General features: G+C 58.9%; 11 protein-coding genes and 4 pseudogenes. 7 read left to right on the plus strand and 8 right to left on the minus strand.

Going from position 1 to position 14,724, the window contains the following annotated elements:
* Positions 1-93 precede the first annotated feature (93 nt).
* The 5 genes from BRAD3257_RS12765 to BRAD3257_RS12785 all read left to right on the plus strand — a co-directional run bounded on the left by BRAD3257_RS12765 (position 94) and on the right by BRAD3257_RS12785 (position 6,490).
* Entirely contained in the window at positions 94-1,737 is a 1,644-nt protein-coding gene (locus BRAD3257_RS12765; protein ID WP_376707311.1) for a type I secretion system permease/ATPase, read from the plus strand.
* Positions 1,734-3,047 carry an HlyD family type I secretion periplasmic adaptor subunit gene (locus BRAD3257_RS12770; RefSeq protein ID WP_122402131.1) on the plus strand — a complete coding sequence of 438 codons (1,314 nt, stop codon included), beginning with the start codon at positions 1,734-1,736 and terminating at the stop codon, positions 3,045-3,047. The genes BRAD3257_RS12765 and BRAD3257_RS12770 overlap by 4 nt, the downstream gene beginning before the upstream one ends.
* 883 nt (positions 3,048-3,930) lie before the next feature.
* Positions 3,931-4,701 (plus strand): glucose-1-phosphate cytidylyltransferase, encoded by a 771-nt coding sequence (rfbF, locus tag BRAD3257_RS12775; RefSeq protein ID WP_122402132.1) that lies wholly within the window; start codon positions 3,931-3,933, stop codon positions 4,699-4,701.
* Positions 4,702-4,828: 127 nt separating this feature from the next.
* A complete protein-coding gene (rfbC, locus tag BRAD3257_RS12780) occupies positions 4,829-5,395 on the plus strand; it encodes a dTDP-4-dehydrorhamnose 3,5-epimerase (RefSeq protein WP_122402133.1) in 567 nt (188 codons plus the stop codon).
* Positions 5,396-5,566: 171 nt separating this feature from the next.
* Positions 5,567-6,490, plus strand: coding sequence for an NAD-dependent epimerase/dehydratase family protein (locus BRAD3257_RS12785; RefSeq protein ID WP_160118805.1), 924 nt, complete (start codon positions 5,567-5,569; stop codon positions 6,488-6,490).
* A 129-nt stretch (positions 6,491-6,619) separates the two neighbouring features.
* On the opposite strand, the pseudogene BRAD3257_RS12790 reads toward BRAD3257_RS12785, so the two are convergent.
* A pseudogene (locus BRAD3257_RS12790) lies at positions 6,620-6,916 on the minus strand (transposase); the annotation flags it as partial.
* Here BRAD3257_RS12790 and BRAD3257_RS40950 point away from each other — a divergent pair.
* Together BRAD3257_RS40950 and BRAD3257_RS40955 are read left to right on the plus strand one after the other, a co-directional pair.
* Positions 6,906-7,052 (plus strand): annotated as a pseudogene (locus tag BRAD3257_RS40950) (ATP-binding protein); the annotation flags it as partial. The pseudogenes BRAD3257_RS12790 and BRAD3257_RS40950 overlap by 11 nt on opposite strands.
* 35 nt (positions 7,053-7,087) lie before the next feature.
* A pseudogene (locus BRAD3257_RS40955) lies at positions 7,088-7,225 on the plus strand (transposase domain-containing protein); the annotation flags it as partial.
* Between the two features lie 104 nt (positions 7,226-7,329).
* Here BRAD3257_RS40955 and istB (BRAD3257_RS12800) read toward each other — a convergent pair.
* The 7 genes and pseudogenes from istB (BRAD3257_RS12800) to BRAD3257_RS12835 all read right to left on the minus strand — a co-directional run bounded on the left by istB (BRAD3257_RS12800) (position 7,330) and on the right by BRAD3257_RS12835 (position 14,691).
* The gene (gene istB, locus BRAD3257_RS12800) at positions 7,330-8,127 is read right to left on the minus strand and encodes an IS21-like element helper ATPase IstB (protein WP_122402135.1); all 798 of its coding nucleotides are present in this window, start codon (positions 8,125-8,127) and stop codon (positions 7,330-7,332) included.
* Positions 8,127-9,239 (minus strand): annotated as a pseudogene (gene istA, locus BRAD3257_RS12805) (IS21 family transposase); the annotation flags it as partial. The gene istB (BRAD3257_RS12800) and the pseudogene istA (BRAD3257_RS12805), both read right to left, overlap by 1 nt.
* A gap of 74 nt (positions 9,240-9,313) precedes the next feature.
* Positions 9,314-10,177: an IS21-like element helper ATPase IstB gene (gene istB / locus BRAD3257_RS12810; protein WP_407120139.1), complete on the minus strand. Its 864-nt coding sequence runs from the start codon at positions 10,175-10,177 to the stop codon at positions 9,314-9,316.
* A complete protein-coding gene (gene istA / locus BRAD3257_RS12815) occupies positions 10,174-11,433 on the minus strand; it encodes an IS21 family transposase (protein WP_122402137.1) in 1,260 nt (419 codons plus the stop codon). Before istA (BRAD3257_RS12815) ends, istB (BRAD3257_RS12810) begins: the two co-directional genes overlap by 4 nt.
* On the minus strand, positions 11,406-11,708 hold the full coding sequence (locus tag BRAD3257_RS42220) for a terminase gpP N-terminus-related DNA-binding protein (protein WP_160118806.1): 303 nt from the start codon (positions 11,706-11,708) through the stop codon (positions 11,406-11,408). Before BRAD3257_RS42220 ends, istA (BRAD3257_RS12815) begins: the two co-directional genes overlap by 28 nt.
* 545 nt (positions 11,709-12,253) lie before the next feature.
* Complete coding sequence (locus tag BRAD3257_RS12830; protein ID WP_122402139.1) at positions 12,254-13,597, minus strand: UDP-glucose dehydrogenase family protein; 1,344 nt, start codon at positions 13,595-13,597, stop codon at positions 12,254-12,256.
* Positions 13,594-14,691, minus strand: coding sequence for an NAD-dependent epimerase/dehydratase family protein (locus tag BRAD3257_RS12835; protein WP_174221565.1), 1,098 nt, complete (start codon positions 14,689-14,691; stop codon positions 13,594-13,596). Before BRAD3257_RS12835 ends, BRAD3257_RS12830 begins: the two co-directional genes overlap by 4 nt.
* Positions 14,692-14,724 lie beyond the last annotated feature (33 nt).

Below are 14,724 nucleotides of genomic sequence, written 5' to 3' on the forward strand. Positions count from 1 at the left end.
CCGGCGAAGAATTATGAGGAGCCGCAGTCGGAGATTTCGGCATTCCTGCAGTCGTGCCGCAGGATATTCTGGGCGCTCGCGACCTTCAGCGGGATGAGCAATCTCCTCATGCTCACCGGCTCGTTCTTCATGCTGCAAGTCTATGATCGCGTGCTGCCCGGACGCAGCATACCGACTTTGGTCGCCCTGATGGTTCTGGCTACGGTTCTTTACCTGTTCCAGGGTGGGCTCGACCTCGTCAGGAGCAGGATCAGCGCGCGGGTCGGCCGGTATTTCGATGAAAGGCTCGGCATTCGCATATTCGACGCGCTTGTTCGTCTGCCTTTGAAGACGAGGGCCGATGGCGACGGCTTGCAGCCGGTGCGGGATCTCGATCAGGTCCGCAGCTTCCTGTCGAGCGGCGGGCCGACTGCGCTCTTCGATCTGCCCTGGATGCCGATCTATCTCGGCGTTTGCTTTCTCTTTCACTTTTGGATCGGCGTCACCGCGCTGGCCGGCGCGCTGGTGCTTGTCGGCATTACGATCCTGACGGAAACCCGGACGCGGGGACCGGCCAAGGCGTCCTCGCGCCTCGCAGTCTCGCGAACGGCCCTCGCGATCGAGGGCCGACGAAATGCCGAGGTGCTGCAGGCCATGGGCATGCGGCAGCAGGCGGCGTTGCGGTGGCGGGATGTCAACGCGAAGTATCTGGCGGCGCACGAGCGGGCCAGCGATGTCGCAAACGGGCTCGGGGGCGCCTCCAAGATCTTCCGAGCGATCCTGCAATCGCTGGTTCTTGCCGTTGGCGCAGTCCTCGTGATCAATCAGGAATCCACGGCCGGCATCATCATTGCCGGATCGATCCTCACCGCGCGGGCCTTGGCGCCCGTCGAAATGGCGATTGCGAACTGGAAAGGGTTCGTCGCTGCGCGGCAATCGGGACAACGGCTTGATGCTTTGCTGAAGCTGCTGCCCGGCGAGGAGGAGCGGCTGGCGTTGCCTCCTCCTGTTGAAACGCTCACGGTCGAGCATGTCTATATTGGCGCTCCAAACTCGGAGAGGCCCACCATCAACGAAGTCTCGTTCCAACTCCGGAGCGGCCAGGCGGTCGGAATCATTGGGCCGAGCGGATCCGGAAAATCGACGCTGGCACGAGCGCTGGTGGGAGTATGGCCGTGCATTCGAGGCCGGATACGGCTGGACAATGCCGCGCTCGAGCATTGGTCTTCCGACGCCCTCGGCAAGCATATCGGCTACCTGCCTCAGGATGTCGAATTGTTCGACGGCAGCATTGCGATGAACATCGCGCGGTTCGATCCGCAGGCGACGGCCGCCGCCGTTCTGGAGGCCGCGCATGCCGCGGGCGCGCACGATCTCATTCTCTCGCTTCCGGATGGCTACAGCACGAAAATTGGCGAGGGAGGATTGGCACTGTCGGCGGGGCAGCGGCAGCGCATCGGGCTCGCACGTGCCTTCTACGGCAAACCGTTCTTGGTCGTGCTCGATGAGCCCTCCTCCAATCTCGATGCCGAGGGCGAGGAGGCGCTGACAGAGGCGATCCTGAACGTGCGTCGCCGCGGCGGGATCGTCGTCATCGTCGCCCATCGTCCGAAGGCGCTCGAAGCCGTCGATCACGTCTTGTGCCTCGGGGACGGCAGGGTTCAGTCCTTCGGCAAGCGAGAGGAGGTGCTCAAGAAGGTGTTGCGAAATCCCGTGCCGCTCAAGGTGGTCGCGGAAGCTCAAGGAGGCAGCCGATGAACAGCCAGGTGGCGCCGGCGATGCAATCCATCCAGCGTTACATGATCGTGGGCATGATCATGTTCGGTCTGGTGACTTTTGGGATCGGCGGTTGGGCGACAACGAGCCAATTGTCGGGCGCGGTGATCGCTCAGGGCGTGGTCGTCGTGGATTCGAGCGTCAAGAAGGTCCAGCACGCCACTGGCGGAATCGTGGGCGAGTTGCGTGTGCGCCAGGGCGATCGCGTCAATGCAGGCGACGTCTTGATCCGCCTCGACCAGACGCAGACGCTCGCGAATGCGACGATCGTCACCAACAGCATCGATGAGCTGCTGGCACGGCAGGCTCGTCTCGAGGCCGAGCGCGATGGTGCCGAGCAGGTCGTGTTTCCCAAGGCGCTGCTCGACCGGGCCAAGGAGAGCAACTCCGAGGCGAGCCGTGCGATCACTGCGGAGCGGAAGCTGTTCGACCTTCGCCGTCAGGCAAGGAGCGGCCAAAAAGCGCAGCTCCAGGAGAAAAGCGCGCAGCTGGAAAACGAGATCAAGGGATATCTGGGGCAGACCGAAGCCAAGCAGAAGGAAGTCGAATTCATCCGCCAGGAGCTGGAGGGCGTGCGCAGCCTCTGGCAGAAAAATCTGGTGCCGATCACGCGGCTCAATTCCCTCGAGCGCGACTCCGCCCGCATCGAAGGGGAGCGGAGCCAGCTCGCAGGAATGATTGCTCAGTCGAAGGGCAAGATCTCCGAAATCGGGCTCCAGATCATCCAGATCGACCAGGATCTGCGCACGGAGGTCGGCAAGGACCTGATCGAGACGCGCTCGAAACTCTCCGAGCTGGGCGAGCGCAAGACTGCAGCGGTCGACCAGTTGAATCGCGTCGATATCAGGGCGCCACAATCCGGCCGCGTCCACGAGCTCAGCGTCCACACCGTCGGGGGTGTTATCTCGCCCGGCGAGCAAATCATGTTGATCGTGCCCGACGCGGACTCGCTTGCGGTCGAGGTCAAGATCGCGCCGAAGGATATCGACCAGGTCTATGTGGGGCAGACCGCGACGATGCGCTTCGCGGCGTTCAACCAGAAGACCACGCCCGAAATCGACGGCGAGGTCAGCATGGTCTCGGCAGACATCACGCAGGATCAGCGTGCGGGCACGAGCTACTATACGGGCCGCGTCCTGCTGAAGCCGGACGAACTGGCGAAGCTCGGCTCGGCCAAGCTCGTGCCCGGCATGCCGGTCGAGGTCTTCATCAAGACGGCAGGTCGGACCGCGCTTTCATACCTGCTCAAGCCGCTGCAGGATCAGGCGGGGCGGGCGTTCAAGGAGCGCTGATCCTGCAGATCGGCCAGCAGCAGGGGGGCGGAGGGTACGAAAAAGCGTGCGCTCATAGGTCGAGCGCGTGTCGCGCGTCGGCGAGCTTTGTCCGGCGCGACGTGGGGGCGGGCCCTCGAACCCCAGTTCGGCGGGGCAGGCGAGCTGAAGAGATTTATGGCCGTTTCACCGTTGTGGGGGCCGAACGAAAAATTGCCTTCCCGCACGGACATCGTGACTGTGAACATGCGACGAACGCTATAAGCCTTTGGTCGCGTCCGCAGCGATGGTGTAGTTCGGTAAGGCAAAGCCGTCCGCACACGCGCCCTCAAGTACCGTCGTGGGCGCACGCCCTGCGGTGGTCGGTCATCGACGATTGGCCGGTAAGGTTCCGGTTACGAGACCAACCTGATTCGAGGAACCGCCGACTATTGACGAGATGTTGAACCTTCGTGCGCTCGTGGATTGGGCCCCAGATGCCGATCTATTGCGCGGAGATGATCGCACCGTCGAGTCCGCAAACTGCGCAATAATTCATTTCCAGGCTTCCTGGCGCCCCGCCGCATGGCCGAGAATGCGGGTGCAGGAAGCCTATGTGCCCGACGTCTCCGACCCCGGTCGGTTGGCGAAATGGTTCGGGCGATGGGGATGAGCGGAGGACTGTTTCCTCGCGAAAGCTACATGTGCGGAAAACGGACCCTCTTTTGGCTCTTCGTCACGGTGGTGAGTGGTGTTAGCGGCGCGAAACTCATGCCCGCTTGTCGCGAAAGAGAAATTAAATATCTCGCGCGCGGAATTAATCTTGATCTTATTTAATTATCGTATTTAAATGCTGGTGAGATTATCGCTGCGGCGCAACAGGCGGCGATTTTCGTGAACACAATCAGTGTCTCAAGGGCGACCGATGAAGGCAGTACTATTGGCTGGCGGTCTGGGAACGCGTTTTGCGGAAGAGACTGACATCCGACCCAAGCCCATGATCGAGATCGGCGGCAAGCCGATCCTGTGGCACATCATGAAGATCTACAGCAGCCACGGCATCAATGATTTCATTATTTGTCTTGGTTATAAGGGGTATGTGATCAAGGAATATTTCTCCAACTACTTCCTGCATCAGTCGAACGTTACCTTCGACATGCGGGAACACAAGATGGAAGTTCTGGAAAACCACTCCGAGCCCTGGAAAGTCACCTTGATCGACACCGGTGAGGAGACGATGATCGGGGGCCGCATCAAGAGAATTCTGCCCTATCTCGGACAAGACGAGGCGTTTTGCGTCACCTATGGCGATGGTGTGTCGGACATCAACATCACCGAGAGTATCGCATTCCATCGTCGCGAAGGACGACTTGCAACCGTGACGGCGACCCAGCCTCCCGGACGCTTTGGTGCAATCAACTACGTTGGGACCCGAGTAACCGGCTTTCAGGAAAAGCCGCGCGGCGACGGCGGTTGGATCAATGGCGGTTTTTTTGTTCTATCGCCCAAGATCGGAAATTACGTCGAGGGAGATGCAACGATCTGGGAAAGAGAACCCATGATTAATTTGGCAAAGGATGGCCAGATGAGCGTTTTCTTTCACGATGGGTTCTGGCATCCAATGGATACGTTGCGCGACAAGCGATATTTGGAAGACCTCTGGTTGAGCAACAAAGCTCCCTGGAAAAAATGGTAAACGGACGTTCGAAGCGGATCCTCATCACCGGTGCCGCGACTACGCCGGCCCAACGCTCCTTCGCCGTCTTCGCGACACGGGCCAACGTTCGAGCGACCTGCATTGGCCGTGATCCAAGGACTTGCCGATGAAATTTCATCAGACGCCGCTTCATGGCGCATATACAATCGAACTGGAAAAGCGAGGCGATGATAGGGGCTTTTTCGGGCGCTTATACTGCCAACGGGAATTCGAAACAGCCGGGATCCCCACTCCCGTCGTCCAAATCAACAACTCTCTTACTGCTAAGGCCGGCACGTTGCGCGGTATGCACTACCAATTGCCGCCGGCGGCCGAAATCAAAGTTGTGCGTTGCATCCGTGGCGCGCTGTATGACGTTATAATTGACCTGCGCCCGGATTCCCCGACCTATACTCAGTGGTTTGGGGCGGAATTATCAGCCGAGAACCGGTTAATGATGTATGTTCCGCGCGGCTTTGCGCATGGGTTCCTTACGTTGACCGACGACACGGAAGCGTTCTACCTCGTCAACGCCTTCTACACTCCCGAAGCAGAGCGCGGGGTACGTTTCAATGACCAACGCTTCGACGTGAGCTGGCCTCGCGTCCCTCTGGAAGTCTCCGAAAAGGATCGTAACTGGCCCGAGTTCAATCCCGATTTTCACGGGGTCGAGCTGCTTCGGGGTCTAAGGTGAAGAGTCTTCTTATTGGAGGAAGTGGTTTGGCCGCAGTCTCGCCGCCTTCGGTCACAATGTGGTGGTTCCCCCGAAATGGCGCGTAAGTGGCCGTTTCCACCGGCACACATGTCTGAGAAAGATGCGAAATGGCCCGACGTTACTCCCCGGGCTGCGGGATGAGGAATCGTTGTGAAAATTCTTTTGACCGGTGCCACATCATTTACTGGTTTATGGTTCGCGCGAGAACTTGCTGGGGCGGGTCACCAAGTCGTGGCGACCGTGCGGAGCGAATCCTACGAAGGCGTTCGTGCGGAGCGCTTTAAGGCACTCAAAAAAGTGACTTCGATGGAGCCGCATGTCTCATTTGGTTCGAAGAGCTTTTTGGAAATTTTAGAATCCGGCAAGTTTGAGCTCATGTGCCATCATGCAGCGGAAATGAAGGATTATCGTAGTCTCGATTTCGATCACATGGCGGCAACCGCAAGCAACACCAACAATCTAAGCCGTGTATTGGATGTTTTCCAAAGAGGCGGTGGTCAGGGCGTTGTTCTGACCGGCTCTGTCTTCGAAGCCAATGAAGGTTTGGGAGATCCCGGAGCTTTCAATCCTTACGGACTTTCGAAGACCATGACTTACGAGATCTTTCGGTATTTTTGTGAGCAAAGAAAGTTGAAGCTAGGCAAATTCGTGATTGCCAATCCTTTCGGTCCTTACGAAGAAGAACGCTTTACGCACTATCTCGTCAAAACATGGGCGAGTGCCCAGACTCCGCACGTAAAGGTTCCGGAGTATTTGCGCGACAATGCGCACGTCTCGCTGCTTTCTCGTTGTTATCGCAAATTTGTCGAGTCACTTCCTTCGCAAGGTCGAATTCTCACGAAACTGAATCCCAGCGGTTACGTATGTAAGCAGGGTGAGTTCGCGCAAAAATACGCGAAGGAGTTTTCGAAGCGTGCGGGAAGAGACCTTCAAGTCATTCTCGATCGCCAATCGGACTTTAGCGAACCTATGCGAAGGTACAACTCAGATTCCGCGGTCGAGTATGTCGGCGGGTGGGAGGAATCGAAAGCCTGGGACGAATGCTTCGAGTATTATCGTGAGAAGCTGAGGTGAAGTTTCAGTTTTCGTCATCCACCGTCATGAAACAGGCGAACGAAGCGGTAAGTTGAGAGATGGATCGTGTCCCGTGGCGTGGTGTAGCTGAGTGCGGGTCACCACGTTCGCCGGTATGGGCCGGATCGGTCAGCTGGCGATAGCCGGGAAGCTGACGGCGGGATCATCACCCAACGGGGCGATCGTCTCCAATGTCATGTAGCGGCCGCGCTGAACCGCCCACTCGTCGTTCTGCTCGAGCAGGATCGCACCGACGAGGCGGACGATGGCGTCTTCATTGGGGAAGATGCCGACCACTTCGGTGTGGCGTTTGATTTCGCCATTGACCCGTTCGAGCGGATTGGTCGAGTGCAGCTTGGCGCGATGCGCGGCCGGGAAGCTCATGTAAGCGAGCACGTCGGTCTCGGCCTCGTCGAGGAAGGCGGCGATACTCACTTCGAACCGCGGCTTTGCTGAATGGGGCGAGGTCTTCGTCGTCGCTACAGCATTGCTTGATCGCCTGCTTGACCACGCCGTTGTTATCCAAATCGAGGGATCGAGCTATCGACTCCGCCAGCCGGCTGCCGCTCCTGGCTCTTCTCGCCATAAGCCGCCCCGATCGCCGACGTGCTGGCGCGCCTACCGGATCACTCTGCCAATCGCATCGACGAACTGCTGCCTTGGAATTGGCAGCCTCAAAGCGTCGCTCACGCGCTTAAGCGCGATCCCCTTCTGTCAAGCGACGTCCGGATTTAACCCCGTAGCGACGTGAAGAAGTGACCCCCTTGTTGTTTTGGTGGATGTGGCAAGCCGCTCGCGGAGCGCGCCCCCATAGCGCCGTAGCGAGCGAGCGGCTTGCTTCACGGCTTTTTCTCCGATTTAGCTTCTGGCGCGGCGGCCTTCTGCAAAAGCCCGCTACGACGCTTTTCTTTCAAGCGGTAGCTGTCGCCGCGGATTGTGATCACGTGACTGTGGTGTAACAGGCGATCAAGGATCGCGGTGGCGACCACAGGGTCGCCGAAGACTGAGCCCCACTCGCCGACGCTGCGGTTGCTGGTGAGCAGGATCGCGCCTCTCTCGTAACGGCGGCTGACGAGCTGGAAGAAGAGATGTGCGGCATTGGGCTCAAAGGGCAGATAGCCGAGTTCGTCGATGATCAGGAGCTTTGGCTTGGCAAATTGCGCGAGCCGCTCGTCAAGCCTGCCTTCGCTGTGTCCTTTGGCGAGTCGCGCAACGACCGTCGTGGCTGCGACGAACTGCACGGAATGCCCAGCCAGGATCGCTTCACGCCCCAGCGCGACCGCCAGGTGCGTCTTGCCAACGCCAGGCGGCCCAAGCAGCAGCACGTTCTCGCCATTGGCAATCCAGCGCGCACCGGCAAGCTCACGTACCTGCTTGGGGTCTAGGGACGGCTGGGCCGAGAAGTCGAAGCCGGAGAGATCGCGAACGAACGGGAAGCGAGCGAGTTTGAGGGTCATCTCGATGCGCCGCTCGTCCTTGCGGGCGATCTCGCGCTCGCACAGTAGCACCAGGGTCTCGCGCAGGCTCAGCTCTTGTCGGCCGGCCTCGTCCAATAGCCCATCCAACTGGTCGCGGACGGCGGTCAGCTTCAGGCGGGTCAGCATATCGCTCAGGCGATCGGGGACAGCGGCGCGCATCAGAAGCCCCCTCCGACGATTGCCTCATACTCGCCGAGCGGCCGCAGCAGCGCCGGCGAGTGCGGCGCAACGGACGATCCTGCGAGCGCGGCAGCTCGGTTCGATCTAAAGCCAGTCAGGCCCGCAAAATGCTCGGGGTCGACGACGCGGCGGCGACGACCGGCACAAATCGGATGGACGGCCACCTCATGGATCCCATGGTGGATGCGCACCAGCCCGTCGGCGATCATCACTCGCACCATCTCGCCGATTAGCCGCCAGGGCACCGAGTAGGCGTTGCCATCGATCTCGACGGCACAGTCGGCCTGCACACGGCGGATCACTTCACGTGCAGCCTGGAAGGGCGGCCTCCCAACGATGGGCTTGAGTGCCTGCGCTTCCGCCCGCCTGAACCGCTCGATCGGAGGCTCGCCGGTCGTGCCATGCTGGCGCAGGTCGGCGACCTCCCGCGTCCAAGCCTCAAGATGCGCCTCAAGGGCGTCCCAGCTCGGGAAGGCGCGGCCCGCGATCGCGTTTCGTTTTACGTAACCAACGCCGTTCTCGGTCTTGCCCTTGGTCCGGGCTCGGTATGGCGCGCAGGCACGGGGCCGGAAGCCCCAGTGCTTGGCAAATGCGCTCAGCTTGTCGTTGAAGACCACTGTGCGCGTGATGGCGTCATGCTCTACGACCAAGGCACGGGCATTGTCGAACAGCACTTCTTCGGGCACGCCGCCGAACTTCATGAACGCGCTTTCCAGGCCGTCGAACCAGTTCTCTTGCCGTTCGTTGCGGAAGGCTCTGACATGATGCCGGCGCGAGTAGCCCAACGTGGCGACGAACAGGTAGACGCGAACCTTGGCGCCGCCGATCTCAACCAGCCGTTCACCAAAATCGATTTGCAGTTGCTTGCCAGGCGCTGTCTCGAACCGCACCGTCGCGCGCGCTTCCGCCGCAAGCTCCTGGCGATAGCGCTGTACCGCCCGCTCAACTGTGCGCAGGCAGACAACGATGCCTTTCTCGGCTGCCAACTCCTGGCGGATCACGTCAGCATTGCCGCGGTGCTGCCGCAGACGCTCCTTGAGCCAGCTCTCCTGGCCCTCAAGTGCCTTTTTGCGCTGCGGTTGCCGATAAGGTGTCCAGCTGTCAACGGCGCACGGAATCTCCTCAGAAGTGGCGCCGCAAAATTCCCCAGTTGGCGGGATGGCGATCAGCCGTCGACGTGATCAGCACCTCCGTCTTTTGGTGGCCGGCCCCGCCGTTTCAGGGTCGGGGGAATGGGGTTCGCGGTTGCCTGCGTTTTGTGTCGGATCGTCTCGGGGACGAGATCAGCATGTTCGCGTAGGCGATAGCTCGAGCCCTCGATTTGGATGACGACGGCGTGGTGAAGCAGGCGATCGAGCAGCGCGGTAGCGACGACGGAATCGCCGAAGATCTCTCCCCACTCGGCGAAGCCGCGGTTCGAGGTTAGGATCATAGCGCCTTTTTCATATCGGGCGTTGACGAGCTGGAAGAACAAGTTGCCGCCACCGGGAGTGACCGGGAGGTAGCCGATTTCATCGACGATGAGCAGCGCGAACCGGCAGTAGTAGCGGATCCGCTCGCGCAGAGCGCCGTCACGTTCGGCCTTGGCGAGCGAGGCGACGATATCGGCGAGGGAGCTGAAGTAGACGCTGCGCCCTGCCTTAACGGCCTCCACGCCGAGAGCGAGGCTCAAATGGGTCTTGCCGGTTCCTGGTGGCCCGATGAGATGGACCGCCTCGGCCCGATTAATGAACTGCAATCCGGCGAGCGCCAGGACGCGGTTTTTGTCGAGCGACGGTTGGAAGGCGAAGTCGAAGCCGGCGAGCGTCTTTATGGCCGACAACTTGGCCATTTGAACCGCCATTTTGATGCGACGGTTCTCGCGCATCGTGAGTTCTTCGGTGAGCAAGGCATCGATGGCGTCGAGGGCGCTAATTTCGCCGCGTTCGAGGCCGCGCAGGGTGACATCGAGGATTTCCAGGGCGCGCGGCATCTTCAGACTGACCAGGTTGGTCTTGACGCGCTCGATGACGGAGGAAGCACTCATCATACGATCTCCTGGGCTGCCAGGCGGCGGCCGACGGCCGCGTAGAAGTCAAGCGAGCGACGAACGGCGTGGTCACCGGCGCGCGTGAGGGTGACGGGTTCTGCACTGCCTGGACGGCGTCGGCCGAAGCTGGCGAGCTTGCGATGTGCCGGATCGAGCCGCTTCTGGCCCCGACCTTCGAGCGGGGCATGACTTGCCACCAGCACGCTGCCCTCGAAGATGCGGATTTCGTCGGCGAGGACGTGGACGTCGAAGACCCGCCGCCGCGTCGTATCAGGCACGCTGTACAGATTGCCGCCGACGCTCACCATGCCTTCGTGCGAGGCCCGTCGCTCCAGATGCAACACCGCCCGGTAGGGCGCGCTCGGCAAGGCTTGCAGTGCCGCCTTTTCCTCGGCGAAGGCCTCATTGACGACCCGATGGGTCGTGGCATGCACCCGCGGATTGGCGACGGTATCCAGCCAATGGCGGAGCTGGCCGTTGAGGTCGTCCAGATTGCGGAAGACCCCGCCGAGGAAGAAGTCCTCGCGGATGTAGCGGAATGGCCGCTCGACCTTGCCTTTTGTCTTGGGCCGATAAGGCCGGCAAGCGCGCGGCTGGAAGCCATAATGGCGAGCGAGATCGACCAGCGCGCGGTTGTAGACCACGAGCCCCTCGGCGTCCTGGCCAAGGACAGCGGTCTTCATGCGGTCGTAGAGGATCTCGCGCGGAGCGCCGCCGATCGCTTCCAGAGCGGCGATATGGCAGCGAAGCACTGTTTGCAGGTCCTGATGGACAACGAACCGCGCCCAGATCAGTCGTGAGTAGCCGAGCACCATCGAGAACAGCCAGACGATGCGCTTGACTCCTGGCTCATCGACAAACTGGACCTCGAACCTGGCGAAGTCGACTTGCGCCTGCTCACCTGCTGGAGTTTCAAAACGCACTTCGAAGGCTGCCGGCTGGGCAGGCCGCAGCTCGCGCACGCGATCGCGTACGATGCTGTAGCCGCCGACGAAGCCGCGTTCCTTGAGCTCACGCCACAGCCGCACGGCGGTGAGCGCAGGATAGGCAGCCAGCCGCTCACGCAAATAAGCTTCGAAGTGGTCGACAATTCCGGGCCGCACCGCTCGCTTTTTGTAGACCGGCGGCTCCAATCCTTTGGCGATGTAGGCCCTGACTGTCTTTCGATCGACACCAAGTTGCCGGGCGATAGCGCTGACCGACAGACCTTGGCGATGCAAATCCAGGATCATGACAAGTTCCCCAAGTTTGAGCACCGCGCCCTCCCTTCCGCCTGCAGGAGGAACGTCGGCGATTCGACGCGACGGCCGACCGGCCAGGGCATGCCCTGGCCGGTCGGCCGTCGCGAAAACTGGGGAATTTTCAAATGCCATAAGTGGGGAGAATTACTCCGCCACTCACACCAGCCGCCGGCCGCGATGTACTCCTTCACCGTGTTGCGGCTGATCCCGAGCTCCCGGGCAATCCGTTTGCTACCCCACCCCAGCTCGTTGAGCCGGAGTATCGCCGAAACCTCGTCCGGCTCCAGCATGGCCTCCCTCCGCGGATCTTTGAACCGCAGAGGACCTGAACTGAGTCGCTGCATAAAACCCCCGTTTTGATCGTGTCGCGAGGGGGTCAATTCCTCGTGTCGTCAGGGGGGCAATTTCCCATGTCGCCCGACACCCCTTCCGCCAGAAAGCGGCGTACCGGGGGCCTTCGCCGGATGCGTACCGTGCTGCGCGGGCACTACGGCTACTATGGCAGGCCGCACAACTATCCAGCGCTCAACGGCTTCTACCGGCAAGTGCGTCGGACCTGGCTGCGCTGTCTGAGACGGCGTAGCCAGAAAAGTCGGCGCGTGGGCTGGCTGAAGTTCGAGACCCTGACGGTACGCTTCCGCCTGCCAACTCCACGCATCACTCGCACATGGGCGCGGGCGCGGATATGACGCGGGTTACTCTCGGGAATAGCCGGGTGCGGGAAAGCCGCCTGCCCGGATCTGTGAGGGCAAAGCCGAATGGCCGAGCTACTCGACCACGACCGAGAGATGGCTGCCGCGCCTACGATGGAGCAAATTGTCGCGACTATAAAAGTCTAAACTCTTCGGCCAATCGAAAAGTAAGTGGAGTTTGGGAAATCTCTTGGGGAAAGGAGCCGTCGCGTATCGAACACGACTTTGCCAGCAACCTTGAGGCCGGGAAGAGCTTTGTATTCCTCCCACCTAGTAGCCACGACAATTGCGTCCGCGTTCGCAACTTCCGCTCTCCAATCATGGATGAATCGGATTGCGGAGGTTTGAACGCCTGAGAACTTAATGAAGTTTTCCGTTGCGATAGGATCGTGCGCTACAAGATTGGTATTCTGCGCGAGCAGCCCTTCCGAAATTCGAATGGAGGCCGATTCACGAACGTCGTCGGTTTCTGGCTTGAACGCAAGTCCCAGCAGCAAGATGTTTTTGCCCTTTAGATTTCCAAAATGAGCCTCAAGGATTTTTGTCACTTGTTCGGGCTGTTTCTCATTCACACTCAAGACACCCTCCAATATTTCCATTGGAAGACCATTGTCTTGTCCCTGTGTGCGGATCGCCTGAACGTCCTTCGGGAAACAGCTGCCGCCAAAGCCGGGCCCAGGCACCAAATAAGTCAAAATTTCGGGTTCTGTACGATATCCATCGGTTCGAACCGGATTCCATCGTTTGTCGAGAGTAACGCCTCTAAAGACGTCCATAAAATCGATGCCGCCGAGTGTGGCCGCCAGATTCGCCAATTCATTCGCGGCTGAAATTTGGAGCGCGAGCAAACAGTTGTTCGCGTACTTGATCATCTCCGCTGTCCGGGTGTTGACATACACCTTGTCGACGTGCCAAGGCTCGTAAATCTTCGAGAGGACCTCACGAGTTTTGGAGTCTTCGAACCCAAGTACAATGCGATCAGGGAAATTGAAGTCGGAGATGGCGTTTCCCTCACGCAAAAATTCGGGATTCATTCCAAGTCCAAATTGCGAAATATTTCCGCCACACGCGTCCGTAATCGCTTGGCGAACGACGACATCCGTTGTGGTCGGAAGTACTGTGCTTTTGACGATTACGCTTAGAAACTTGTTCGTCGACTTCAGATACGCGCCGATTTGACGGGCTGCTTGAACGAGATAGGTGAGGTCGATTTTTCCGTCGACGGTCGGAGTTCCGACGGCGATGATCACGGCCTCGCAAAAATCCAAGGCCTCATTCAAATTGGAGGTGGCGCGGAATTTTCGTTCGTCCAGGACGCTGCGAAGAAGTTCTGGAAGGCCTTCCTCATGAATTGGCGGAATCTTGTCATTGATCAAACGGACTTTTTCTTCGTTTACATCAACACAAACGACGTCGTGTCCTTTGGACGCAAGACAAACGCCGCTCACAAGCCCGACATAGCCGGTTCCGATTACAGACAACTTCACGCGAGCGCCCCCTTCTCCTTCTCATGCAGGAGATACTGAACGAACCTCTGAACTCCGGTTTTTACGTCGATCTCGGGATTGTACCCGAGTTTCGTTCTTGCCTTGTTGATAATGGGGCAGCGTCTATTCGGATTATTGGTCAAATATTCCTTGTCGGAGGATTGACGAAGAACGATCTTTCCGTTGTAGCCGGAGAAGCGGGAGCCGACTTCTTGATAAATCGATGCAAGTTCTCGAACAGAAATCTCGGGCTTTTCAATGCCGATATTGAAGTAGTCGAATTCGCCGTAGGTGAGACACTTCAAATAGCCCGCAATCGCATCAGCCACATAGCAGAACGTGCGCGTAGGTGAACCAGAGGACAGAATTTCGATGTCCCTGTTTTCGATGACGCACTTTGCGAAGTCGGCGGGAACGCGCCGATCATCGATTCTCATTCCCGGCCCGTAATTGTTGAATGGTCTTGCGATTGTGATCGGAATTCCACGCTCCTTGGAAAACAGGTAGCACATGGTCTCGCCAAACCTCTTGGATTCGTCATAGCAGGCGCGTGGGCCAATGCAGGAAACGTTGCCACGGTATTCCTCGTCCGTCGGAATGTTGGTCGCATCGGGATCGCCGTAGATTTCGCTACTCGAGAAAAACAAAAGACCTTTGATTTTCTTTGACGTATGAAAATCCAGTAACCGTCTTAAACCCCAAATATTCGCATCCAGGGTTACGATCGGAAACTTTCGATAAAAAATCGGGGAAGCAATGGACGCGCCATGAATCACATGAGTCGCCTGGGCGCTTCCATCGATGCTTGAAATGTCGTCTTTTGAAATATCGAACTGGTGAACGTCGACCAAACCCGGATGTCTGCTCGCGATGTCCGAAATCAACTTCGGTTTTGTAAGAAGAAACGTATCAAGCCCGATGATCTTACGAATTCCCAATGCCGAGGCGTGCTCGGAGAAGAACTGCATGAAACAGAAACCCAAGAAGCCCGCGCAGCCGGTGATGAGTATCGTGCCATCTTTGAAGGAACTTTTGTTCGACGGTGAAAGCTTGCTCAGTATGTAGTGCAGATCTTCTTTTAAAATCGGATTCATAGCGATCCCTTATGCAGTCAGTGGGCTTCGCCG

Source organism: Bradyrhizobium vignae (assembly GCF_900324035.1).
GTDB classification, from domain to species: Bacteria; Pseudomonadota; Alphaproteobacteria; order Rhizobiales; family Xanthobacteraceae; genus Bradyrhizobium; species Bradyrhizobium vignae.